We start from the raw sequence: 25,943 nt of genomic DNA on the forward strand, positions 1-25,943 counted from the left end.
TAAAGAATTATCCGATATCGATGTCCTATTACATATTTGACACATTTATGCAATGTAGTTATAATTATTAGGGAATAGCAAATAATATAGGTAAACTGAATATTGAACCTATATGCTGAATTTCTGCAGCGATGTTTCTGCAGAATACGGGGGAACCAATTTTTGGGGTGAATCCATACCAGGTGTCGGCAGGTGATTGTCAGGTCTGAATTAATGTTACGCCTGAATCCTTGATTTGGGCTAATATTACAAACTTCATATCTCTGATTTAAGTCTCTGACTGCCGGTATGGTAGGGCAAAACTTTCTGTCCGAATCCGTCAGCTAACCTCGGAAGCTTTGAAAGGGAGTGATGGTTTGACTGTGCCTTTTGAAGCGGTTTTCACATAGGGTTAGGTGATAAACCGTTTTTATTTTTCAAATTTTTTATCTGGAGCAGCTTAGAACACTATTATTTGCCGTCCGGATTAAAACCCTGAAAAATAAAGGAACTACTTCTTAGGGGGACAAAATAATCCTTTTGGATGAGGAAATATCCCTTTAGATGATAAGGAGATTTTATGAGTAAGGACGAACTTATAGGATGGATTAAAAAAAGTGGAATATGGATTGATAAAAGCAGAGCATGGCTTAGTAAAAGCAAGCCGTGGATCATAAAAAACAGAAAATGGATTTTAGCCGGTGTAGCGTTTGTCACCGCTGTTTCGGTGACAGGCTTTAGCGTTTTCACAAAGCGTTATTATGCAGTTGAAGTAAACAGCAAGGTTATAGCTATGGTAAACGACAAAAGCCAGATTGATGAAATTATCCAGGAGATAGAAAAGAAGACGGAGACTGCTACCGGCCTAAATATTATCATTCCCACCAAGGTTGATTATAAGGAAGTATTTGCCTTTGGCAACAAGTTGACTCCTGAAAGCGCTATCGAGGAAACGCTGGAGAGCAATTTGGAGCTGCTGGCGGAGGCCTATTCCATCAATGTTGACGGCCGTGATATCGCTTATCTCAAGGATAAGAGCACAGCAGAATCCATTTTGACCCGGATTAAGGACGAATATATGAAAAACAACGGTAGGAGCGATCCGGAAAGCGTAGATTTTATCGAAGACATAAATATTATCAAAAAGACTGTAAACATAGGCAGCGTTCAGGATGAAAAAACCGTTTTTGAACTGCTGTCTGAAAGCACCGAGGAGTCAAAGGTATATGTGGTAAAAAAAGGCGATACGGTATCTGAAATTGCCGAAGCACATAAAATTAAACAGTCTGAAATTGAGAAAATGAATCCTGGATTGGATGTGGATAAAATTCAAATCGGCCAGGAGATCATTCTCAGCGTACCAAAGTATGTAATAAACATAAAGAGCATTGAAACGAAAAATTATGAGGAAAGCATTCCTTACCAGGTTGAATATGTAGAGACTGCCGACCTTTACAAAGGCCAGACAAAGGTGAAGGTTGAAGGCAAGGAAGGTAAAAAATCCGTTGCGGCAGAGGTTATAAAAATAAACGGCATAGTTTCGGAAGAGAAAGTTGTGGAAGAGAAGGTTATAGAAGAGCCTCAAAACAAAGTGGTGCTCAGCGGCACAAAAGAAAGGCCGAGTACTCTTGCATACGGAGTTTTTACTAAACCAAGCGGAGGAAGTCTTACTTCACGTTTTGGACAGAGATGGGGGAAACTGCATACGGGAATTGACATCGGCTGTTCCTCAGGCACCTCCGTCAAAGCTGCAGACGGCGGCAAAGTAACCTTTGCCGGATGGCAGGGCAATTACGGCAAGCTCGTCATCATAGACCATGAAAACGGATACACAACCTATTACGGGCATTTGAGCTCGATAAAGGTTAAAGCCGGCCAGAGGGTGGCAAGGGGAGAAGTCATCGCATTATCCGGAGCGACGGGAAATGTGACCGGGCCTCACCTGCATTTTGAAGTAAGGAAAAATGGCGTTCCTCAAAACCCGCTTAAATATGTGAACTATTGATGACTGAAAAAACTTGATCCATTGGTGTAAGGCTGTATTATAGCACCTGTCCCAATTATAGCTGGATGGGTGCTTTTTGTGTAGTCAGTTTTCTTTTCACAACCGATTTCATGTGCTTCTTTAACAGTGCAGGGCGCACTAGAAATGAAATCAAGCCAAAGCATACAAAAGTTTACACAACTATTTCTAATTATGGTATACTGTTAATATGTTGCATTGACAAAATGTGGTTGTGCACCTTGTCCGAAAAGCGATATATGGAGCGGAGAGCATTATTATATTAAAACACGAGAAATTAAGAGGGCAAAATGATAAAAAATGTTGCATTAACCAATAAGCAGGCACGAAGGTTCATGCTTTTGAAGCAAGGCTTAATAGGTGATTACAAATTCTCAGGCAAACAGGGAGTGCTTGATTTTGTCCGTCAAGCAGGCTGTATTCAGTTTGACCCGATCGATGTATGCGGCAAGAATCCGGAACTGGTTTTGCAATCGAGGGTTGAAGGCTTCACAAAGCAAATGCTGTATTCACTTTTGTATGAGGATAGAAAGCTGCTGGACTATTTCGACAAAAACCTTTCGATTATTGAAACCACAGACTGGCCTTATTTCCGGCGGTATCGCGAAGCTTATAAAACCGGCGGCAGGAGCCACGACGAGGTCAATGCCGTATGTGAGGAAATCAAGAACATCATACGGGAAAAGGGTGCCGTATCGTCAGCGGATATCGGTTTTAGTGATACGGTGGACTGGTATTGGAGTAATGCAAAGCTCTCCCGTGCTGCGCTGGAAACCATGTATTTCCGTGGAGAATTGGTAGTGCACCACAAGAAAGGTACAACCAAGTATTACGACCTTGCGGAGAACTGCATTGATGCTGAGCTGTTGAACGCACCGGAGCCGTATCCCGATGAACTCGAGCATCAAAAATGGCGTGTGCTGCGCCGTATAGGTGCGGTGGGACTTATGTGGAACAAGCCTTCCGATGCATGGTTGAACATCTGGGAGTTAAAATCTGCTCAAAGAAACGAGATTTTCAGGCAGTTGCTTTCCGAGGAAAAAATTATGGAAGTTACGGTGGACGGCATTAAGGACAAGCTATATTGCCTTTCGACCGACCGGAGTTTACTCGAAGCAGTCCTGCAGGAGACTGAATTAAGAGACCGTTGTGAGCTGATTGCTCCGCTGGACAATATGCTTTGGGATAGAAGACTTATCAAAACATTGTTTGATTTTGACTACAAATGGGAGATATACACCCCTAAGGAGCAGCGCAAATACGGCTACTATGTCCTGCCGCTGCTTTATGGCGACAGATTTATCGGTAGAGTCGAGGCAATCCGTGATAGCAAGGCAAAAACGCTGGTTGTGAAAAATATATGGTATGAAAGGGATGTAAAACGGACCAAGGAGCTTCAAACCGCCATTGATGACTGCCTGCACAAATTTGCGGTCTTTAATGAGTGCAAAAAAGTCAGCGTAACAAATTTATCGTAATAAATTTGTTATGAAGCATTATGAAAATTATGATATGGCTTTACAAAGAATAAATATTTGATTAAACTAAAAACATTAACAGTATTTATTCAGGAGGCAGTAATTAATGGAAAAGGATATAGCTAAAATTCTGATATCAGAAGATGAAATTAGAAGCAGAGTTCGGGATATGGGAAAGCAGATAACTGCAGACTACCAGGGAAGCAGCCTGATTATGGTGGGCATATTGCGGGGAGCTGTCTTATTTTTCGGTGATCTTGCCAAGGAAATAAAGGTTCCGTTAAGCATGGATTTTATGGCTGTATCAAGCTATGGCGACAGCACAAAGACTTCCGGAGTGGTCAGGATCATTCATGATCTTCATCAGAACATAGAAGGAAAAGATGTATTGATCGTGGAGGATATAATTGATACTGGTCTTACGTTGCATTATCTGATAGAGAACTTGAGGTCGAGAAATCCGAAAAGCATAAAAACCTGCTGTCTGTTGGACAAACCAAGCCGCAGGAGAGCGAATGTAACACCGGATTATGTGGGATTTGAGGTGCCTGATGAATTTGTGGTAGGTTATGGCCTGGATTACAAGGAACTATACCGCAATCTGCCATACATAGGAGTACTGAAACCTGATATATATGCCAAGTAGCATTTCATCGTGCCTATTGGTTCACCCAGGATATGTATTAGAATAAAAGCAGGATTATCCGTCTTTTTCCGGTTTATCCTGCTTTTCTTGTTTGCTGTATTTTTGCTTGATGAACTCTATGTACTCGGATATCTGTTCTATCACTTGCTCGGGAAGCCCAGATAAATCAAAGGTGTAGCAAAACTCTCCGGGCCTCTTGGCAGGAGGTTCTTTCTCCATGGAGTCAGTTATTCCAAGAAGGTAATCGGTAGATACATTGAAGTATTCGGCAATGTTTTTCAATATTTCATAATCCGGCCTACGGGTACCCAGTTCATATTGCGAAAGGGTAGTATTGCTGATATTAAGGTACTTGGCCAGCTTCATCTGTGTGATATTGTTCTGAAGTCTCAAATTTTTTATCCTTGAGCCGGGAATATTGCTATCCATTGTTTACCTCACTTTGATAAACCAACTATTACTCAATGCTATTTAGCTATCATATCAATTATATTTAAAAAGCGAACAAGCATAAACGGATTCCTCAAAACGTGGAACTAAATATTGACATATGCTACAAATAAATGTAAAATTAAGTTAATATTTTCATTATGTGAAATTACTGAATTAATTACATAATATACCATAAATGTTATTATGCGCAAACGGAAGTATTTCTATCAGGGAAATATATATCCTGTCTGGGAAATATATATGCCCTTTGTGGGGTGGTGCAATGGAAAATTTGATAAAATCCATAGTACTTATGAAGCTTTACAGGAAATACGGACAGCATGTGCCAATAGCAGAGAAAGAATGGCAGGATGCAATTAAGGATGCCCTTAATGATGTTTACACCAATAATCTATGTTTTGGCAAAGGGGTTTCGGCAGAGCATTTTTCAGACCTGGTGGTGAATATTCTGTCCTTAAGATGGAGATAGCAGCCGGCTGCTGTACAGAAGCTGTTTGATCCCCGTTAATCTTTAATCTAATAGAGCAATAGCTGTTACGAATGCAGTTAATTCAAGTAAAAATATCTGCTCCGAATAAGGTTAATTTAAGTGAAAAAATAGTGGGTTCGATTTGGGTTAATTTAAGGTGAAAAATAATTATTCCGAATAAAATTAACTCAAGTGAAATTATTACTCTAAATATCGGATAATCTAATCGAAGGATGCTTGTTCCAAGGATTAACCAAAACATATGGATTATCAGCAGAGCCTACCGATAAAGCCATGCTTTTATAGTTAAATATTCGCTGATTATATCTGTATCATAAAGGATCATATCATAAAAAATCATTAATTCACGGTCAATATAAAAAACGAAAGGAGAATGCGGCCACACATTCTCCTCTGTTTTTTTGTTTCCGATATCGGAAAAAAGCTCAATACAGCTATGCATAATCTGTAGGTTATTATATTGTGCAGATAACATGTTTTTTATGCATAAACCATGCGATAAAGATAAATAATTGCAGTGTACGAATTTTTCAGTTAATCCAAACTTGATAAATGAGCAAATAAATATCCATTGATTTGCCCTAAACAAATTGACATTTAAGAATCAAATCCTGTAAAATAGGCTTGTTGGATATTTGTTCCGGAAATTTGGAAAGAAGAATGAGGGATAATTCAGATGACTGACAATGCAGGAAAAATTTGTTTATTAAATGATGAAACGAAACCAGCAGATGAAATCAATGATGTTGGAGTTCAAAAAGACAGAGTTGTTTATGAAGTCATACGAATAATAGATGGCGTGCCTCTGTTTATGGAAGACCATTATTTACGCATGAAGAATTCTTTAAGCATGCTGGGCATGGAGTTAAAAACCCATCAGAAGGATATGAGCTTGCAGGTTAGAAAGGTTGCAAGCTTGAACAACCAGAAGAACTGCAACGTCAAGATTACAATATTTGAGGAAGATGGCAGGCAGAATTGCCTTATGTATGTCAGCAAGAGTTATTACCCTGTAAAGGAAGAGATTGAGAAGGGTGTAAAGGTTGCCTTGATGCATTGGGAGAGGAATAACCCCAATGCAAAAGTAGTAAACAACGCTTACAAGGAAAAGGCAAGGCAGACAATAGAAGAAAACAATGTGTTTGAAGTGCTTCTGGTAAGCGGACAGGGCAAGATAACGGAAGGCAGCAGATCAAACGTATTTTTTGTCAGGGGGAACAAGGTGTTTACAGCCCCGGATGAATATGTGCTGAAAGGCGTTACGAGAAAATACATAATTGATGCCTGCAGGAAATCCGGTTTTGAGGTGATAGAAACCCTCATAAGTGTGGATTCCCTTAATGAGATTGAAGGCATGTTTATTTCGGGAACTTCAATAAAAGTGCTCCCTGTATCCGATGTTGACGGTAAAACGTTTGCCTCCAGCACCCATCCAACAATTACTACGATACGCGATCAGTATGATTGTATAGTCAAGGACTATATAAGAAGAAATATATAATGTATGTAATGGTAGGGCACAAAAAACAGGAGGTGTAGTTTTATGCTTACACAATTATTGGCTGAGATCAAGGACAGAAGCACCAACTACTGGGCCGGCAGGATACTATCCCAATTGGAGTATGCAGACAAGTTATCCATGGTGAAGGAAGGGAAATACGACCAACTGATAAGCTCGGTTTGCAGCTTCATAAAGGAAAGATATGAAGCCGACGGTACAATCACATCCAAAACTGCTTTAGAAGCCGAAGGCATGTTGAAGGAAATGGCTGAGGAAGCCAAGAAGTACAAAATGTTGTGCGCCGCTCATGCTCATATCGATATGAACTGGATGTGGTCGTATGACGAGACTGTATCCATCACAATTGAGACTTTCAGGACAATGCTGGATCTCATGAACGAATACCCGGATTTCAAATTTTCCCAATCCCAGGCCTCAGTTTATAAGATCGTGGAAACCCATGATCCGGAGATGCTGGAAGAAATAAAAATGAGGGTAAAAGAAGGCCGGTGGGAAGTAACAGCATCCACTTGGGTTGAAAATGATAAAAACATACCAAATGGTGAAAGCCTTTCAAGGCACATTCTTTATACTAAAAGGTACCTGTCGGAGCTTTTGGACATCGAACCCGACAGGTTAAATATTGACTTTGAACCCGATACCTTCGGACACAGCGTAAATGTTCCGGAAGTACTGACAAAAGGTAATGTTAAATACTACTATCATTGCAGGGGATATGACGGGCACGTTGTTTACAGATGGGTTGCGCCGTCGGGAGCTTCGGTTATTGTATACAGGGAACCGCTGTGGTATAACGGCCATATTGATCCTTCCATGGTTATGTATATACCTGAATTCTGCACCAGCAACGGTATCGATGTCATGATGAAGGTTTACGGAGTGGGAGATCATGGCGGTGGACCTACCAGAAGAGACATTGAGAGAATTATGGATATGGATACCTGGCCGGTATTTCCTCAAATTAAGTTTGGGACCTTCGGGGAGTTTTTCTCCGTGCTGGAAGCTAATTCGTCAAAACTGCCTGTTGTAAACGGCGAACTGAATTTTGTGTTTGACGGCTGCTACACTAGCCAGAGCCGTATTAAAAGAGGCAACAGAAGAAGTGAAGTCATGCTTAATGAAGCTGAGCTTTTCAACAGTATGTCCTCTCTTAACTTAGGCACTAAGTATCCTGCGGAGAGCTTCAATAAAGCATGGCAGAATGTGCTTTTTAACCACTTCCATGACATAATCCCAGGTTCGGGAGTTGTAGACACAAGGGAGCATGCTATGGGCTTGTATCAGGAGGCACTGGCAGTTGCTAACACCAGCAGAACCGATGCACTCCGGAAAATTTCAAGAAATATTGACACCTCAAAGCTGATTGTGAAGGAAGAGGTAATAAAAGAGACGGTTTCCGAAGGTGCCGGAGTAGGGTTTGATGTGTCAAAAGGCAAAATAAGCCAGACTGGGCGTGGCTCGGGTAAGACCAGGATATTCCATTTCTTCAACCCATCCATGCATGACCGGGAAGAGGTAACTGAGCTCATCGTATGGGATTGGGACGGAGATATTCAGCGCATAAGCTTCAAGGATTCGGAAGGCGAAGCTACCCTTCATCAGGTAGTGAGCAAGGGCTTTAATCATTATTGGGGCCACAGCTATATAAAGCTGCTGGTAAATGTAAAGGTACCTGCCTGCGGATATTCCACATATGTCATGACCGAAACCCAGGACAGGGTTGCTCTGTCATTCCCGCGCGATCCCAGGGTGCAGAGGCCTTATGAGAATGTTATGGAGAATGATAAAATAAGAGTTACCTTTGATACCCGAAATGGCATAATTACTTCAATAATAGATAAAGCCAGCGGAGAGGAACTGATTGATGCCAGCCGGAAGGGATGCATGTTCCGCCTGATTGAAGAGGAAGCCGGCAGAAGTGGTACTGCTTGGGTTGTAGGCAGATATATGAATGTAACTCCTTTGGACAGGGATGTGACCCTCAAAAAAGCAGATTGCTCAAAGGGCAACCTGCGCCAGTCCATCTGTTATGAAGTTCAGTTTATGAACTCGAAAATGGAAGTGGAAGTATGGCTTGACAAGGACAGCTCCTTTGTAAATTACAGAGTCAAGTGCGACTGGAGGGAGCTCGGTGTTCCCGGTAAGCTTGTTCAGCAGCTGAGCTTCTACGTTCCTACAGTTTTCAAGGGTGAATCCTATAGATATGACGTACCTTTCGGAGCGATAGACAGACATGGTATGAATATTGATGTTCCTGCAAACAGCTGGGCTGCATGCCGGAGGAGCGATTCGGGCAAGAAGACGCTTATGTTGGTTACAGATTCGAAAAATGGATTTAGGTGCGTAGATCAGTCGGCATCTGTTACACTTATCAGAAGCACTTTCGATCCGGACCCATATCCGGAAGTCGGCCTCCACGAGTTTGCTTTCGCAATAGGCGTTGTTGATAATTCCGCTTCCAACAGGGAACTGATTGATCTGGCTTATGACTACAACCATCCCTTCAGTGTGCTTTCAGGCAGGGCCCATGACGGACATATGAGCCTGTGCGGCAGTTTCATATCGCTGCGGGAAGGCAGCATAGCGGTTTCCGCAGTTAAGAAGCCTGAGGCGGCATCGGGTAACAGCATTGTGGTAAGGGTGTATGAGACTGACGGAATACGGGGGAAAGCAGCATTGAGCTTTGCTCAGAAGCCTGTAAAGGCATACTTTGTTGATATAAACGAGGTTAGAATCGATAATGATGAGTTATCCGTAACCATTGAAAATAATAAGGTAACCTTTGACATGGCACCCTATAGTGTTGCAAACCTGGTCGTGGAATTTTAAGCGCCGATCGATCGGGTGGGCAGCATAGCAATTTATGACTGATGTGACATTTAAATAATCATAATAGAAGAGAGGGAAAACAGGACAGGAACTTTGTATGTTTTCCCTCTAATCTTTTTTTTTGCAATCATTCAGGTTTTTTACGCTGCTTCTTTCTATAAGTGTTGTGTTCATTTGAATGTTTAAAAAGGGCTCGTCGGGATGCTTGATGCGGTACAAAAGCTGCTGCATAGCCCTTTCTCCCATGGCTTTCTGAGGTACATCAATAGTGGTTAAAAACGGTTCATAAATACTGGAAATATTATCAAATCCAATTATGCTGATTTCATCGGGCACTTTAATTCCTATTTCCTTAAGAGCATTGTAAAATGCCAGGGCAGTGTTGTCATTTACGCATACCCATGCCGTGGGGAAGTTCGAAAGATGGCGCAGTGCTTTAACTTTTTGGATATAATACTGCGTATCCACATATACTGCGTCATGCCAGATAAAGCGCTCATCCACCGGCAATTTAAAAAACTCCATATATTTAAGGAATGCTTTGTAACGCTGATTGAAGGTATAGGCTCCTTCCTTGTTGTTGATAAAACCAATGCGGTTGTGGTTATTCTGCCACAGGTATTTTACAGACTTGTAAATACCGCTGTCATTGGCAGAGTTGATATAATCACAGTCCACATCATTGCTATAGTAATCCACAACTACTGTTGGAGTTTTAGTGGATATGATTTTCTTCAGCAATTCATCATGGATTGTTCCTATTACTATATAGCCATGGCTGGGTACGCCGGTAATAACCGACATATTCAACGCATCATTTTCATCGCTGGGATCGATAGGAACAGTCCGGATGCTTATGTTGTTTTGACCGGAAAAATTCCATATGCCGTATAATACATGGGACCAGAAGGTGGGCTCATCAAAAAAGGACTTTCTGCATATCAGACTGATGCTGATGGCAGAAGAGTTATTGCTGCCCACATTGGGAACATTCTTTTTATATCCCATTTCCTGCGCCAGTTGAATGATTTTTTCTCTCATTTCTTCACTGACTCCCGGCATTCCTCTCAGCGCTTTAGAAACAGTGTTATTTGATACATTCAATTGGCTAGCTATAGTTTTTAGAGTTATTTTACTCATAATTATCACCTAAGAATAACCTGTCCTAGCAAAAAAATATTGCCTATAATATATTACCATTTCCCTGGCTATTTTGCAATAAATAAATGATTTATGGCAATGAAAGTTGTTATTTTTTTTAAAGAAATTAAATTGACACTAGGTTATGGTTGTGATATATTTAAACTGTAAAAAATATTCATCATTAGGTTATGCAGGGTTAAATTAATGTTTATTTTAACTCTGCTCACTTCATGTCAAGTTCAGTTCAAACCTATTAAAAAGGAGGAGTTTCAATGATGATCAAAAAAGCTATTGCACTGCTGCTGGTTTTCTGTCTGTCCCTCGGTTTACTGACCGCATGCGGCGGCTCAAAATCAAAAGATACTACGGCCGACAATAGCAGCACTACTACTGCTTCTGATCAGACAACAACTTCAAACGAAGAGACGTCTGAGCCGACAGAAGAAGATCCATTTCCGGGTGCCGACCTTGGCGGCGTAACCATCAAGGTAGCAGGGTTGCAGAATCCTGAGACAGCAGATGAAGCCAAGAAAGAAATGTGGGAAGAAAGACGTAAGTATGTCGAGGAAAAGTTCAACTGTAAGATTCAGTTTGACTGCCTGGAAGGTGTAGAATGGAATGACGTTCCAAACGCAATCATAACTTCCATTGCGTCAGGAGATCCAATCATTGATATTGGAGATATGTCAAGGTATTACATAAGCGACTTGATGACTAATGATGCCATTCTCGACATCACCGACACAGTTAAAGCTTACAATTTGCCGGAAGCATACTGGAAAGGTGGTTGCCAGTGGGCAGGCAAAATAGTAGGGTTTAACAGAAATCCTATATTCCCATGGAGTGCTATCGTTTACAACAGGGATATGATCAAGACTGCTGGTATGGAAAAAACTCCGGGAGAAATGTTTAAAGAAGGAAAATGGAGCTTGAACGATTTCTATGATTATCTGAAAGAACTGAAATCCAAGCTTCCTGAAGGCGTAAACACATTTGGTATTCATGCTTTGAACTGGGCTCGTGGAGCAGCTTATGCCAATGGAGTATACATGATGGATCCTGATACATATGTGCCTTCATATACTTCCGACGGTTTTTATGAAATTGTAGAATTCTTCCAGAAGTTAGTAGCAGAAGGACTCGCTGTTAATGCTACACCTGTAACCCGTGATGACGGAACCACCGGATATGACTGGAATCCGGCTCAAGCAGGCTTTGACGAAGGAAAGCTGGCTTTGGCTCATGGTGATGAGTGGAATTTCGAAAGTTACGCATCCAAATTTGATTATGGTATAGTTCCATTCCCATGGGGATCTAACGTTACCATTCAGAATAACGATTATACAACCCTCAGCGATAATTACACCAACTACGTTAAAGACTGTGGTGTGTTCGTAGTTGTCAAAGGGGCAGAGAAGAAAGCAACTCCTAAGCAATATATGGATCTCGTATTCTCATATTGCCAGGATGAGGCAGAAACCCTCCTCAAGAACCGTGAAAAGGCAGCTAAGGGTGAAAAGATTTTACCTAGCAATGCAGGAACACCAAGGAACTTCACATCTGATCTGGATATAGAGCTTTGGGACTGGTACATTTCCAGAACTAAGTTCGAGCCTACAGATACAACTGCACAATCCAATGTATTCTTCAGAGCATTGTATGAGGTTTGTGCAACAAATAAAAATGCAAGATCTGCTTTTGAAGCTGTTATAGGACAGGATACCTATTCTCTTGTTGAAGCTGGTCTTGTAGATGAAAGCCTGCTTAGCCCTGAGCTGAAACAGAAACTGGACGAGTATGCTGCAACCGCCACACCCAATGAATAAAATTGCACAGTAAAGTTTAAGTGATCAGTTGAATTCATATTGCGGCAAAAGCAAAGCAAATGAATATTTGTATTGACTTTTGCCGCAATAGATTTATTTATTTACCGTATTAGTAGACAAGAGGTGTGATAATGGTGCGAGCAATTGTGAAATTTTCGGCTAAATATGTCTCTATGCTGTTATGCATAAGCTTGGTATTGTTTTTTATTTTATGTCCTGTGCATGATTCGGTTGTTATTGCAGCAGAGGAAGAAGCATATAAGGACTATATCAGCGAACACAGTCAAGCTTCCATCGGGAAAACCCCGGTGACTTTGAAAGCTGTCCAATATGATAAAGAAATCGATACATCTGTTTCTGACGGTTTTTTACTGGCCGGGAGCAATTCTACCGTCACATACCACTTTAATTTACCTGAAGAAGGGCTTTACCACATTGCCCTGAATTACAAGCCTGTAGCCGGTGGTAGTGAAATTATAAGAAAAATACGCATAAATGGTGAATATCCTTTTGAGGAAGCGGAATATATTACCCTCAAACGATATTATCGTGACAAGGATCAGGAATATAAAAAGCAAAAAGGAAACCAGACTTTCCCCACCCAGATAGAAGTGGAGGACTGGGTTCAGACTCTTTTGTTTGCTTCTAATGGCTATATTACAGATCCCCTTGCATTCTTTTTCGAAAAGGGAGAAAACACGTTAACAATAGAAGCGCTTGAAGGCGACATATGGTTGGATACAATATCTCTGATCCCAGCTGAACCGCTGCCAAGCTATGAAACATACATTGAAAATTGCCGTGCAAACGGATATATGGAATATACCGGAGAACCAATAAAAATACAGGGTGAGGATGCTGCGCTGAAGACAAGCCCGAGCCTTTACCCGATTAATGATCGTACTTCGCCCCTGACAGAGCCATACCATCCGTCCTATATAGTGCTTAATGCTATAGGCGGAAATGCATGGCGAATCCCAGGGCAGACGATTATCTGGGAAGTAGATGTGCCTGAAGCAGGATTGTATAAGCTTGCCTTTAAATATAAGCAGTCGTATACCCGGGGGACATTTTCCACGAGAAAATTGGCAATAAACGGTTCCGTTCCTTTTGCCGAGGCAAATGACCTCCGTTTTAATTATAAGACGAAATTTTCGCTTTCATACCTGGCTGACCGAACAACGGGAGAAGAATATTATTTTTATCTGAAGGAAGGCAAAAACACAATTTCCATGGAGGTTAGCCTTGGAGTATTCGGTGAACTGGCATCGAGAGTTGAAGATTCCCTCACCAACCTTAACAAGCTTTATCAGGATATTATTGTTATCACCAGCACATCTCCGGATAAGTACAGGGATTATAAACTGACTACGCTTATCCCCGACTTGAGGCAGAGGCTGACAACAGAAAGGAACAACCTGAAAGGCATTGTGGAAGACATAAACAACATAAGTGGTTCTTTTACCAGTTCTACTTCCATCATCAACATGCTGATTGTAAACTTAAACAAGATGATAGATAAGCCGAATGAAATCGGCAGATACCTCTCCAGTTTCAAAACCAGCATGTCGGCCCTTGGAGACTGGATAGTTTCCATACAGCAGCAGCCTCTGGAAATAGATTACTTTATACTGGCGCCGGACGGATACAAGCTGCCAAGAGCTGAAGGAAACTTCTTTGAGAATTTGATACATAAAGTGCGTGCTTTTATTGGTTCGTTCACCACAAATTTTGACGAGCAGTCGGGAAGAGCTGGGGACGAAGCCAATAAAACCATCGAGGTTTGGGTTTCAACGGGCAGGGACCAGTATGATATACTGCGCCGGATGATAACCGAATCCTTCTGTAAGGATTATGGCATAAATGTAGACTTAAAACTGGTAAATGCCGATGCGATTTTCCCGGCCACATTGTCAGGAAACGGTCCCGATATAAATATTCAGGTAGCTGCCAGCACTCCGATAAACTTTGGTTTCAGGGACGGAGCTTATGACCTTACTCAATTCAGTGATTTTGAGGAAGTGGCTGCGAGATTTTCACCGGCAGCGGTGGATACATTTAGATTTAAAGATGCGTGCTATGCGCTGCCCGACCAGATGAGCTTCAACATGATGTTTTATAGAAAGGATATTCTGGCAGAGCTGGGCCTTAGTGTGCCGAAGACCATGGATGAGTTCCTCTCCCTTGTGCCTATATTGCAGAAAAACAATATGGACATATATTTTACAACAGGTGCTCAAACCACTCTTGGAGCGGCCGCAAGCTCCGGCAGTACAAAAAATATAAATCCGGTATATCTGTCCCTGTTGTATCAAAAGGGAGGAAAGCTCTATCAGAATGACGGTGAATTTGCGGATATCACCAGCAGTGTTGGAATTGATGCATTTAAATTCTGGACTGAGTTGTATACGAAGCATAATTTTGTTGTAACGACAGACTTTGCTACCCGTTTCAGAATGGGTGAAATTCCTATAGGCATAGTGGACTTTACGACCTTTAACACGTTGTCCGTAGCTGCGCCGGAAATCAAAGGCGACTGGGCTATGGCTCAGATACCCGGAACAGTACGCGAAGATGGTTCTGTTTCATATGAGACACCGGTTACGGTGAGCGGGTCCCTGATTGTAAAGAATATAGTAGAAAAGAAGGGAACTGTTGATGAAAGTTGGGAGTTCCTGAAATGGTGGACATCTGCGGATACTCAATATACTTTTGCAACAGAAATGGAATCGGTTCTTGGCTTGGCCGGAAGATACCCTGTTGCCAATCTTGAGGCTTTCCAAAAGATTGCCTGGGGCAAGGAGAATCTCGAAGTGCTGAATGAAAGCCTGAAATGGATCCGTGCCGTACCTCAAGTTCCTGGAAGCTATATTACCGGACGTGTTATAGAAAACGCATTTTACTCCGTTGTGACCGAGACGAGCAACATAAACCCTGTAGATGCTATTTATAAAGCGGTTGACGAGATCAATGCCGAACTGAAGAGCAAGAGGAAAGAGTTTCATTTAGAATAGAGGGGGAAGGAGAGTACGCCATGGGTGACAAAATACGAGCAAACGGAAAATACAACTTCAGAAGAAATAAAAACTTGTATTTGATGATGCTTCCGTTTCTGATTTTGTTTTTTACATTTAATATTTTACCGGTGCTTAGTTCCGTTGTGCTCAGTTTTACCAATTTTAATGTGCTTCAAAAGCCTGATTTCGTGGGCCTTGACAACTATAGAAAGCTGTTTTTGGTTGACAGTATTTTTACCACGGCAATCAAGAATACCTTTGTTATTGCTGTAATTACCGGTCCCATAGGTTACCTGCTGTCTTTTCTGATGGCGTGGCTTATAAATGAGCTTCCCACAAAAATCAGGGCCATACTTACAATTGTGTTTTATGCTCCCAGTATTTCGGGAAACGTATATTTGATATTTGCTTTAATCTTTTCAGGAGACCCCTATGGGTACTTAAATGCCAACCTGCTGAACTGGGGTTTTATTGACAAGGCGATTTTGTGGTTGCAGGACACCCGGTACATGATACCGATTGTCGTACTGGTTTCACTATGGATGAGCCTTGGGTTTGGTTTTCTATCTTTTATTGCAGGATTGCAAACTATTGACAAAGCTCAATATGAAGCCGCAGCTATCGATGGGATCAAGAATCGCTGGCAGGAGCTCTGGTATGTCACTTTGCCCAACATGAAACCACAGTTGATGTTTGGTGCGGTTATGTCCATCACCACCGCCCTTGGAGTCGGGGATATAACCGTTGCCCTGACAGGATTCCCCAGCACCAGTTACGCTGCACATACGATTGTGAACCACCTCAATGACTATGGAAGCATCCGTATGGAAATGGGTTACGCTTCATCCATTGCAGTTGTGCTGTTCGCTATAATGGTGATTTCTAACCAGCTTGTGCAAAAGTTTTTGAAGAGGGTGGGAACTTAATATGGCTATTACGAAATTAAATCAACCGTCTATCGGTATACAGAGGCAGAAAATCAAGGTAAAGCGTAGACCCCAAAATGCTTTTATCAGATTTTTCACCGATAAAAAGAGTACTCGTTCTGTCGGCGGAAATATAGTGCTCGTTATTTCCCTTGCTTTGCTGGCATTTCTGTTCCTGTTTCCTGTAATTTTTATGTTCAGCAATGCCTTTAAGCCACTTAATGAGCTTTTGAAATTTCCACCGGATCTTATAGTAAAAAATCCGACATTGGATAACTTTTTTGATCTGGGAGCGATATATTCCAATTCCCTTGTGCCGCTTTCCAGATATATATTTAACACTATTTTCATTGTTTTTGTCGGGACAGCCGGGCAAATATTATTTTCCTCCATGGCAGCCTACCCTCTGGCAAAATATGAGTTCTTTGGCAGTGAATTTATTTCGAAGCTTATCGTCTTGGCCCTCATGTTTTCCACTGCGGTTACTGCCGTACCCAATTACATAATAATTTCAAAATTGGGCTTGATCGACACATACTGGGCGATTATTTTGCCTGCTTGCTCATCAACATTGGGATTATACCTTATGAAGAACTTTATGGAACAGATACCGTCATCCCTCATCGAGTCTGCCAGCCTTGACGGTGCCAATGAGTTTATTACACTCTGGGTGGTGATCATGCCATCGGTGAAGCCTGCGTGGATCACACTGTTTATAATATCTTTCCAATCCATGTGGGGTGTGACAGGAGGGACATATATTTATAGTGAAGAGTTAAAAACTTTGAGCTATGCCCTGGGTCAGATTGCAAGCTCTGGTATTGCCAGACAAGGCGTTATGGCAGCAGTTTCCATCATAATGTTCTTAATTCCCACTGTAATATTCATTTTTATGCAAAGTAATGTCATGCAGACCATGACTACATCTGGAATGAAGGATTAGGCGGTGATATATATGAAGAAAAAAGAAACAGGCGCTCGACGTAATTTGGGATTAATAAAGCTAAATAGGATGCTGGCCTTGCTTGTGGCTATTTTTGCATTGCTATCCGTAACCTTCATGGAACAGGAAGTGTCTGCTTCGGGAATAAACAGTTATACCTATTACCGGCATGGAGAAGGGTCGAAAGATTTTTATCCCGTTCCCGCTCCCAGTCCTTATAATTATGTAAAAAGCATATATGCCGAGGATATTGGTGCGGATAGCCTTTATAAGGCAAACAGCATGTTTGTATCGGAAAAGTATATTTATATTTCTTCCGGAAACAGCATTATCATAACCGATCATGATTTCAACAGGAAGCATGTGATAAAAAGCATTGATGATGGTAACGGCGTTCAGGAGCTGACGGATATCAACGGTTTGTTCGTGACGAAGGACGAAGAGCTGTACGCTTGCGAGCCTCAAAAGGGCCGTGTGCTGCATTTCAACAGCGATTGGACTTTAAAGCGCATCCTGGGCAGACCGGAAGGAATCGTGATCAATGAGAATGTGGCCTATCAACCGCTGAAAATTGTCGTAGACAGTGTAGGGAGGATGTATATAGTTGCCAACAATGTTTATGAAGGCTTGGTGGAGCTTAATGTAGACGGTACATTTTCGCGGTATTTTGGAGTTGTGGAAGTAAATTATACACCTATCGAGCTTTTCTGGAGATCGCTGCAGACGGAAGCACAGCGTGCCCGGTCGGCAGAGTGGCTTCCTGTGAATTTCAGCAACATAGCCATAGATAATGACGACTTTGTGTATGCAACGGTGGCCGCTTCCGGTGAAGATGAGAAGGAGCCGATAAGGAAGCTGAACGCAAAAGGAAAAAATATTCTGCGTTATCCCAGCTCAACAGGAATTTATCCCCAGGGGGATTTACATGTAAACCAATACGGACAGAACATACCTAAAGGAAAATCCTTGCTTACTGCGGTGGATATAAATGACTACGGTGTGTACGCAGTATTGGATTCAAAGCGCTCAAGAATTTTTGCCTATGATGATGATGGATATATGCTTTATGCCATAGGGGAATCCGGGACCACCGAAGGACGTTTCAAGATGCCGGTGGACATAAAGTTTTTAGGTGATGATAAGCTTTTAGTTCTTGATCGTGGCAATATGTCAATTGAAGTTTTGGAATTGAACAATTATGGCCGGAGCATCCATAATGCGGTTAAATACCAGGCAGAGTCCGACTACCGTGCCGCAGCTGAAGAGTGGAAAAAGGTAATAGATTATAATCCTTCGTTCCAATATGCTTATGTAGGTATCGGTAAGGCTCTCTATCGTGACGGCGATCATGAATTGGCTCAGAAATATTTCCGCCTTGGTCAGGATGTGGATTACTATTCCGAAGCTTACAAAAAGACAAGGCAGGACTTCATAAGTGATAATTTCGGAACGTTCGTCCTGGTTATCGCAGTGCTGGCTGTTATTTCAATGGCAGTAAAGATGATCAGACAACAGATGAGAGCCAATAAAAAGCTGGATGGAGGTATAAATGGATGAGTGCTTTGATTCAAAAACTAAAAGCGGTTAATTTCAAAGAGGATTTCATCAACTTTCCATTGTATATTATTTCACGGCCGTTTAAGGGATTTGGCGATTTGAAGTATGAAGACCGCGGCAATCCATACTTTGCCTTTGCAATGATGGTGCTTTTGTGCCTTTTTAATATCTGTGACTCAACCTACAAAGGTTTTATTATCACAGGTTATTATTCGGAAAATATGGTTGTTAATACACCTTATATTCTGATAATGACCATTGCTCCGGTTATACTCTTTGTCCTTGGCAACTGGAGCGTTACGACGATTACAAATGGCAGTGGCTCCCTTAAACAGATTTTCATGGTATATGCATATGCCTCCTTTCCCAAGCTTATCCTCGATGTGATAGGATTGGTACTTTCCAATGTTGTTACTGCTGAGGAAGCAGCGTTTTCAACCTTCTTTTATGCTTTTGGCACAGTGGCATTTATGCTTTATCTGTTTATTGGTTTAGTCATGATACATGAATATACCTTTACAAAATCACTGCTGATGGTTATATTAACAATATTAGCCATGTGTATAATAGTGTTCGTGCTGTCATTGTTCATTACGCTTACCAACGAAGTATTTGTCTTTTTCAGTACGGTATTTAAGGAAATAGCTATGAGATTTTAGAAGGAGGCAGGTGATATGGCAATGAAAAAACTGTTGGCTCTTCTGCTTGTATTTATATTACTTGTCCAGATACAGGTGCCCACTTTTGCAGATGAGGAAAAAGCTGCGGAAAGTGCAGAAGAAACTATAGAGAGTGTTGAAGAAACTGATGAAGCTGTAGAGAGTGAGGTAGAAGCTGTAGACAGTGCACAAGCAACTGCAGACAGCGTGGAACAACCTACGGAAGGTGTTTCATTAGAGGATGTCAAACAAGTTGAGGACTATAAGTTTTCCTTTGAAACTGTGGCAAAAAACAGTGAAGCCGAACTGCTCATTGATAAATCGGTGAACGCCCTTAGACTTGTTTCGCTTAAGACCGGTAATTACTATGATACAAAAATTATGAACGGTCAGCTTGGCAATGATGTGATAAAGAATTTGCAAAAATCGGATTTTTCTCTGACATATTATACCGACAAGGTAAGAGCGACTATAGAGACGATGGATAGCTACACCAAGAGCATCAAGTTAGGCCAGGTGGAATATAGTCCTATTGAAAATGGAATCCGGTGCAGCTTTACCTTGGGTGACAAGTCGGCAGTGAATCTTTCCATGTTTCCCATGTTTATCAACAAGGAGAGAATGGAACAGCTGGTGCTGCAGTATCTGGATGAAAACCAGCGGAAAGAACTGCTTGGCAAGGATGGATATTATACCGAGCAAAAAGAAAGGTATGTCCGAAACTGGGCAGCCAAAAAGAAGGATGGCACTCCTACACAGGTAGCTATTCCTAAACTTAAGAGAATGTATAACTTCTTCTACGAGATTGGAAAATACAATGAGGAAGAATTGGCAAAGGATAATGCCGAATGGGGCCAGGAAGAGGCAAGTACCAATATCACACTGAAGGTTGATGTGGAATATATACTGGATGGAAAAGATCTGATAGTCCGTATTCCAGTGGGAAATATAGTGACGGATGAAAAGCACCCTGTTTCCGAACTGACGCTGGCGCCATATCTGCTTTCCGGTGATATATATGACGAGGGATACATTTTTGTTCCCGATGGCTCCGGTGGGATCATAAATTTTAACAGTGGAAAAACTTATACCGATGTGCTTTCCATACCGATTTACGGCAAGAATTTGCTGAACAGCCCCTATTTTTACACTGAGGATTTTGTGCAATCCACCCTCCCGGTTATCGGAATAAAGAAAAACGATACCGCAATATTGGGAATTATTGAAGAGGGTGCGGAGCTGGCTACGGTCAGCGCAGACGTATCAGGCAAGGTAGACGAATTTAATAAGGTATATGCGAAGTTCGACCTGCTTTACATGGAAAAGGTCGCCATGACCGTCAAAGACGGCGGCTTTGTGGTAAAGTATGCCAAGAACGGATACAAGGGCAACATTACCATGAGATATAAGCTGCTGGAAGGAGAAAATGCAAATTATACCGGCATGGCCAAGGAGTACAAGAGCTATTTGAAGGAGAAGGGCGCTTTAAAGGAAAACCCTGTACCGGAAAATGCTCCGTTATTCTTGGAATTGCTGGCATCGGTGCCTACGGAAAAAATGTTCCTGGGTATTCCATACACATCCTATACAAGCATGACATCTACCGATGAGGCTCAGAAAATACTAGAAATGCTAAAAGCAGACGGTGTGGAAAATATCGTTTTGCAATATACGGATTGGGCAAATGGAGGAATGAAAAATTCCATCTATAAGAACTTGAAAGTCATCAGAAGCATTGGGGGAATGAAAGGTTTTAAAGAACTGGTTTCCTTCGCCAAGAAGGAAGGTGTCGCCTTATTTCCTGAGATAAAGATGCTTACTACATACTCCACATGGGGAGTAAGAGATAATAGGGATATTTCAAGGCTGTTGGACAATACAAAAGCAATAATGCCCAATTTCAACATTGTTACCCGGCAGACGAACAAGATCAGGGAATGGCTGCTTTCTCCAAGCTTCCTGCCAAAGTATGCCTCCAGCATACAGAAATGGGTGAAAAAGCTGGAAATTGACGGATTGGGATTGAGCAATTCAGCACTTTTGCTGTATGGTGATTTTAATACAAAAAAGGAGCTTCTGCGTACAGATGCCAGACCTCTTATTGAGGAAGCCTTTAATACTCTGAACCAGGATACAAAGCTGATGTTTTCAAACGCCAACAGCTATGCTTTTGGTTATGCCAGCTATATAACCGATCTTCCTACAAGTAACAGCGGCCGCCGGATAGTGGATTACAGCGTGCCCTTTGTGCAGATGGTACTGGAAAATGACGTGCCTTATTCCATGGAGGACTACAACCAGTACAGTTTGGAAGGCTTTGAAAAGTATCTGTTAAAGGCTATTGAAACAAAAAGCAGCTTGAAATGGATTATGACTCATGAAAATGAGAGCAAATTGACTGAAGCCTATATATCCAAGAATTTTAATATGAAGCCTTATTTCCAGACTCAATTCAGCCGTTGGGAAGGCAAGATAGGTGACTATTACGACCAGTATAATGAGTTTTACCAGAAGGTCAAGGACGCTGAGATGAAAAACCACGAGGTTATAAGCAGCGATCTTGTCAAAGTTGAGTATACCAATGGGTTGACGGTGTTTATAAACTATGGCAAAGAAGAGAAGACAATAGATGGAGTTAAAATTGAGCCTCTTTCATACACAATCAAAGGATAGCGAGGTGGAATAACATGGTAAAATCCAGGACAGTAAAACAAAAAAGCGGAGGATGGTATTACCATCTTGGACTTACAAGAAAAAAGTCCTTATGGGGAGTCATATTTCTGATGCCATGGCTGTTAGGGTTCCTCATTTTTTTCCTGAAGCCTCTTGTGGAGTCGATTATATACAGCTTTAATAAAGTAAAAGTGGTTGAGGGAGGAATAACCAAAAGCTTTGTCGGATTCAGCAATTATGTGCAGGCTTTCACAGTGGACACCATATTTAACAGGCTGATGCTGACAATGCTTCAAAAGACATTTCCCCAGGTGCTGGTGGTGATCATTTTTTCGATGCTGGCAGCTGTTCTGATAAACGGCAAATATCCCGGGCGCAGTGTAGCCCGTACGATATTTTTAATCCCCATCATTATGGGTACGGATATAGCTAGTGCAAGTCTTGTGGGAAGTGATGTCATAAGCAAGGAGATTGCGACGACTTCAGGTATGGCAGACTTTGGTTCCAGGTTTATCCTTGATGTTCTTACCAATACCGGACTGCCTACTTTCATCACCGGCTTTGTTTCTGCGGCGGTCAGCAATATCTTCGGAGTACTGGCAAATTCAGGACTTCCAACGCTTATATTCCTGGCTGGACTGCAGACAATTTCTCCGGCGCTGTATGAAGTGGCAAAAATTGAAGGGGCAACCACTTATGAAACTTTCTGGAAAGTTACATTACCCATGCTTTCTCCTATGGTGCTGGTGTCTACGGTATACAGCATAATAGATGGATTTTTCCGTCACACTACGACGATAAGCGGTACAACATACGGAATTATCAAGCGTATGTATGATGTGGCTTTCGTACAGGCCAATTATGGCCTTAGCGCAGCTATGACGACGGTGTATATGCTGGTCAGTGTGATTGTAGTAAGTTTAGTTTCATTTCTGATATCGAGGGTGGTGTTCTATTATGACTAATATGGCAGGTTTGCAGCAAAAGCATGTTGCCGTCGGAGAAAAACTCAATACGAAAAAAAGTATGACCAGGATAACCCGCGCCAAGGTGGAAAAAAGCGTCAAGAAAACTATATTCGTAGTTTTCAGATATGCGCTTATAATATCCCTGTCCTATATGATTTTATACCCTCTATTGAGGATGATCGCGCAATCATTTACCCATCCCTATGATATTGGTTCGATGGGTTCCATATGGGTTCCGGAGATGCCGGTCTTCGATAATATTATTGTGGCGTCCACTATAATGAATTATCCAAAAGGAGTGGTATTTACAACCCTTTCTACCCTTGTGGTAGTGGTGCTCCAAATTTTCAACGCAGCTTTTGCCGGATATTCTTTTGCCCGATTGAAGTTTAGAGGAAGCAAGCTCCTTTTTGCGTTGGTGATTTTTACAATAGTTGTTCCGCCATCCTCAGTCATGCTTCCTCAGTATGTATATCTGCGCAACTTTGACATTTTGGGTATCTTTCAGTTGATAACCGGACACAAGCTGAATTTGCTGGGCAAGCCGGCTTCGATGTGGCTGTTGGCAGCCATGGGGCAAGGGTTGAACTCCGGATTATTTGTGTACATTTTCCGCCAGTTCTTTAAGGGACTTCCGAAAGAACTGGAAGAAGCGGCATATGTGGATGGTGCGGGATTGCTGCGCATCTTCTTAAGAATTGTTCTTCCGATTTCCAAGCCTGGCATACTAACAGTTGGAGTCCTGAGCTTTGTTTGGAACTGGAACGACACATATTTTCCACGCCTGTTCAATCCAACAAACGACTATCTGCGCATCCGCTTGAGCGGATTAAGTGCAGCAAGCGGTGGTACAAGCAATGTGCAGCTTGCCATAGGCAATGTGGTTTCAAAGCTGCCGCCGGATATTTTAAAGCTCACTTCGGATGCTTATGATAAGATGATATTGACGGTTTGCTCCCTTCTTATCATCCTGCCTCTGATCGTATTCTTCCTCATAGTGCAAAAGCACTTTGTTGAGGGTATAGAAAGATCGGGTATAGTAGGCTAGGATCATATATATATAGAAGGATAGAAGTATAGCAGGATAGAAATATAGAAGTATAGCAGGATAGAAATATAGTAGGATGATAGAGGCATAGTAAGATAAAAGTCTACAGAGACTAGGAATTTATGGAGCGGACATACCGGCAAAAAGCGGGAAATTTGTGCCATCTTCTCGTGATTTTAGCCATAAAGACCTGCACCACTTTCATGTGACTTTGGATTATGAGGAAGGACACAATGGAACGGAAATTGTCTGAACTTAATCCTCAGGGACAGAAGGTGGCCAGGTTGATGAAGCAGGAAGCCTGGGATTTTTATCCCAGGATATTTCCTTATTATATAAAAAATGAAATACTGTATTCGGAGGTAGTGTGATATGGCGGACAAGGTAAACCAGGGAGTGCATAATTATACCGATAAATACGATTACATTGCACCGGAAGATCCACTGGTAAGGGAAAGGTTGGAGTGGTTCAAGGATCAGAAGCTTGGACTTATGATGCATTGGGGACCTTATTGCCAGCTGGGAGTTGTTGAATCCTGGGCATTATCCGATAAGGACGGCAGTTGGTCGCGAAACGGCATCGACTGGGTAGACGGGGATATGGAGCTGTTCAAACAGCAATATATCGATCTGAACAAGACCTTCAACCCGGTTCGTTTCATGCCTGACCAGTGGGCGAAAATCGCCAAGGAAGGCGGCTTTAAGTATCTCATATTCACCACAAAGCACCATGATGGTTTTTGCATGTGGGATACCAAGACGACGGATTATAAAATAACCGGGAAGGATTGCCCCTACCGGAACAACAAATATGCGGATATAGTAAAGCATTTGTTCAATGCGTTCAGGAATGAAGGCTTGGGTATAGCTGCCTATTTTTCCAAAGCGGACTGGCATAGTGAGTACTACTGGGCGGAAGGGCATGAGCACAGCCATTTCAAGAACAGGAATACCACCTATAACACGAAGGAGTATCCCGAGCTTTGGAATAAATTCGTTGAGTATACCCACGAGCAGTTAAGAGAGCTTCTGACTGATTACGGGAAAGTGGATATTTTGTGGCTGGATGCCGGATGGGTTTGTCCTCAAAACAACCAGGATATCCGCTTGTATGATATTATTGAGGAAATAAGACGAACTACTCAGCCAGGCTTAATCGTAGCCGACAGAACTGTGGGTGGGGTGTATGAGAATTATGTAACTCCCGAACAGACTGTGCCCGACGAACCCATGGATATACCGTGGGAAAGCTGCATCACCCTCGGAACTTCTTTCTCTTTTGCTTACGGTGATGATTACAAGCCATTGCGGCAGGTAGCGCATTTGCTTATTGACATAGTGGCAAAAGGAGGAAATCTGGCTCTGAATGTCGGCCCTCAGCCTGACGGAAGGCTGCCAAGACAGGCGCTGCGCTCCATTCATGATCTCGGGCAGTGGCTGAAGGTGTATGGCGACGCCATTTATGGCACGAGGCCATGTGCACCATATCGTACAGGTAATTTTGCCTTCACAAAAAAAGGTGGTAAAGTGTATGCCTTCTATTTGTACTCCGATGAAAATCAGGAGCTCATAACGGAAACCACCATACCTGTGGATTTTGACTGCAAATCAGTTACTTTGATGGGCTCTGGTGAAAGGATTTCCTTTAAACGGACATCTGAAGGCATAAAGGTGACAGTGCCGCATAGAGAGGGCAAGACTCCCGTATGCGATGTATTTGTCTTATCTGATGAAGAAGGCTAAGTTTGACAATGTGTTGATAT

Annotated in this window: 19 protein-coding genes and 1 riboswitch; of the genes, 17 read left to right on the plus strand and 2 right to left on the minus strand. The window is 42.0% G+C overall.

The features are described from left to right. The first annotated feature begins 103 nt into the window (after positions 1-103). Positions 104-353, plus strand: a riboswitch (cyclic di-AMP (ydaO/yuaA leader). A 206-nt stretch (positions 354-559) separates the two neighbouring features. The 3 genes from CDO33_RS04675 (at position 560) to hpt (ending at position 4,126) form a co-directional block, all read left to right on the plus strand. Then, positions 560-1,984: a peptidoglycan DD-metalloendopeptidase family protein gene (locus tag CDO33_RS04675; RefSeq protein WP_103082357.1), complete on the plus strand. Its 1,425-nt coding sequence runs from the start codon at positions 560-562 to the stop codon at positions 1,982-1,984. A 308-nt stretch (positions 1,985-2,292) separates the two neighbouring features. Then, positions 2,293-3,480 carry a winged helix-turn-helix domain-containing protein gene (locus tag CDO33_RS04680; RefSeq protein WP_103082358.1) on the plus strand — a complete coding sequence of 396 codons (1,188 nt, stop codon included), beginning with the start codon at positions 2,293-2,295 and terminating at the stop codon, positions 3,478-3,480. A gap of 106 nt (positions 3,481-3,586) precedes the next feature. Continuing rightward, a complete protein-coding gene (hpt, locus tag CDO33_RS04685) occupies positions 3,587-4,126 on the plus strand; it encodes a hypoxanthine phosphoribosyltransferase (RefSeq protein ID WP_103082359.1) in 540 nt (179 codons plus the stop codon). A gap of 54 nt (positions 4,127-4,180) precedes the next feature. Here the strand turns inward: hpt and CDO33_RS04690 are convergent, their stop codons facing one another. Continuing rightward, on the minus strand, positions 4,181-4,555 hold the full coding sequence (locus tag CDO33_RS04690) for a helix-turn-helix domain-containing protein (RefSeq protein WP_103082360.1): 375 nt from the start codon (positions 4,553-4,555) through the stop codon (positions 4,181-4,183). A 286-nt stretch (positions 4,556-4,841) separates the two neighbouring features. On the opposite strand from CDO33_RS04690, the gene CDO33_RS04695 reads away from it, so the two are divergent. The 3 genes from CDO33_RS04695 (at position 4,842) to CDO33_RS04710 (ending at position 9,420) form a co-directional block, all read left to right on the plus strand. Next, the gene (locus CDO33_RS04695) at positions 4,842-5,048 is read left to right on the plus strand and encodes a hypothetical protein (protein ID WP_103082361.1); all 207 of its coding nucleotides are present in this window, start codon (positions 4,842-4,844) and stop codon (positions 5,046-5,048) included. A gap of 697 nt (positions 5,049-5,745) precedes the next feature. Further along, the gene (locus tag CDO33_RS04705; protein ID WP_103082363.1) at positions 5,746-6,570 is read left to right on the plus strand and encodes an aminotransferase class IV; all 825 of its coding nucleotides are present in this window, start codon (positions 5,746-5,748) and stop codon (positions 6,568-6,570) included. A gap of 42 nt (positions 6,571-6,612) precedes the next feature. Next, on the plus strand, positions 6,613-9,420 hold the full coding sequence (locus tag CDO33_RS04710) for an alpha-mannosidase (RefSeq protein ID WP_103082364.1): 2,808 nt from the start codon (positions 6,613-6,615) through the stop codon (positions 9,418-9,420). 108 nt (positions 9,421-9,528) lie between these two features. On the opposite strand, the gene CDO33_RS04715 is transcribed toward CDO33_RS04710, so the two are convergent. Next, a complete protein-coding gene (locus CDO33_RS04715) occupies positions 9,529-10,560 on the minus strand; it encodes a LacI family DNA-binding transcriptional regulator (RefSeq protein WP_103082365.1) in 1,032 nt (343 codons plus the stop codon). Positions 10,561-10,835: 275 nt separating this feature from the next. On the opposite strand from CDO33_RS04715, the gene CDO33_RS04720 reads away from it, so the two are divergent. From CDO33_RS04720 to CDO33_RS04765, 11 genes are all read left to right on the plus strand, one after another. Further along, positions 10,836-12,389, plus strand: a complete 1,554-nt coding sequence (locus CDO33_RS04720; RefSeq protein ID WP_103082366.1) for an ABC transporter substrate-binding protein — start codon at positions 10,836-10,838, stop codon at positions 12,387-12,389. Positions 12,390-12,520: 131 nt separating this feature from the next. Continuing rightward, entirely contained in the window at positions 12,521-15,403 is a 2,883-nt protein-coding gene (locus CDO33_RS04725; RefSeq protein ID WP_103082367.1) for an extracellular solute-binding protein, read from the plus strand. Positions 15,404-15,423: 20 nt separating this feature from the next. After that, positions 15,424-16,332: a carbohydrate ABC transporter permease gene (locus tag CDO33_RS04730; protein WP_103082368.1), complete on the plus strand. Its 909-nt coding sequence runs from the start codon at positions 15,424-15,426 to the stop codon at positions 16,330-16,332. Position 16,333: 1 nt separating this feature from the next. Next, positions 16,334-17,275: a carbohydrate ABC transporter permease gene (locus tag CDO33_RS04735; protein ID WP_103082369.1), complete on the plus strand. Its 942-nt coding sequence runs from the start codon at positions 16,334-16,336 to the stop codon at positions 17,273-17,275. A 12-nt stretch (positions 17,276-17,287) separates the two neighbouring features. Then, positions 17,288-18,832: a hypothetical protein gene (locus CDO33_RS04740; RefSeq protein ID WP_103082370.1), complete on the plus strand. Its 1,545-nt coding sequence runs from the start codon at positions 17,288-17,290 to the stop codon at positions 18,830-18,832. Beyond that, entirely contained in the window at positions 18,829-19,491 is a 663-nt protein-coding gene (locus CDO33_RS04745; protein ID WP_103082371.1) for a YIP1 family protein, read from the plus strand. The genes CDO33_RS04740 and CDO33_RS04745 overlap by 4 nt, the downstream gene beginning before the upstream one ends. A 15-nt stretch (positions 19,492-19,506) precedes the next feature. Further along, positions 19,507-22,164 carry a DUF5696 domain-containing protein gene (locus tag CDO33_RS04750; RefSeq protein ID WP_103082372.1) on the plus strand — a complete coding sequence of 886 codons (2,658 nt, stop codon included), beginning with the start codon at positions 19,507-19,509 and terminating at the stop codon, positions 22,162-22,164. 14 nt (positions 22,165-22,178) lie between these two features. Further along, positions 22,179-23,129, plus strand: coding sequence for a carbohydrate ABC transporter permease (locus CDO33_RS04755; RefSeq protein ID WP_103082373.1), 951 nt, complete (start codon positions 22,179-22,181; stop codon positions 23,127-23,129). Then, positions 23,122-24,180, plus strand: coding sequence for a carbohydrate ABC transporter permease (locus CDO33_RS04760; RefSeq protein ID WP_103082374.1), 1,059 nt, complete (start codon positions 23,122-23,124; stop codon positions 24,178-24,180). The genes CDO33_RS04755 and CDO33_RS04760 overlap by 8 nt, the downstream gene beginning before the upstream one ends. A gap of 233 nt (positions 24,181-24,413) precedes the next feature. Then, entirely contained in the window at positions 24,414-24,551 is a 138-nt protein-coding gene (locus CDO33_RS20765; protein WP_161496561.1) for a hypothetical protein, read from the plus strand. Between the two features lies 1 nt (position 24,552). Beyond that, the gene (locus CDO33_RS04765) at positions 24,553-25,923 is read left to right on the plus strand and encodes an alpha-L-fucosidase (RefSeq protein WP_103082375.1); all 1,371 of its coding nucleotides are present in this window, start codon (positions 24,553-24,555) and stop codon (positions 25,921-25,923) included. The last annotated feature ends 20 nt before the right edge of the window (positions 25,924-25,943 follow it).

Source organism: Clostridium thermosuccinogenes (genome assembly GCF_002896855.1).
In the GTDB taxonomy this organism is placed as follows: Bacteria; Bacillota; Clostridia; order Acetivibrionales; family DSM-5807; genus Pseudoclostridium; species Pseudoclostridium thermosuccinogenes.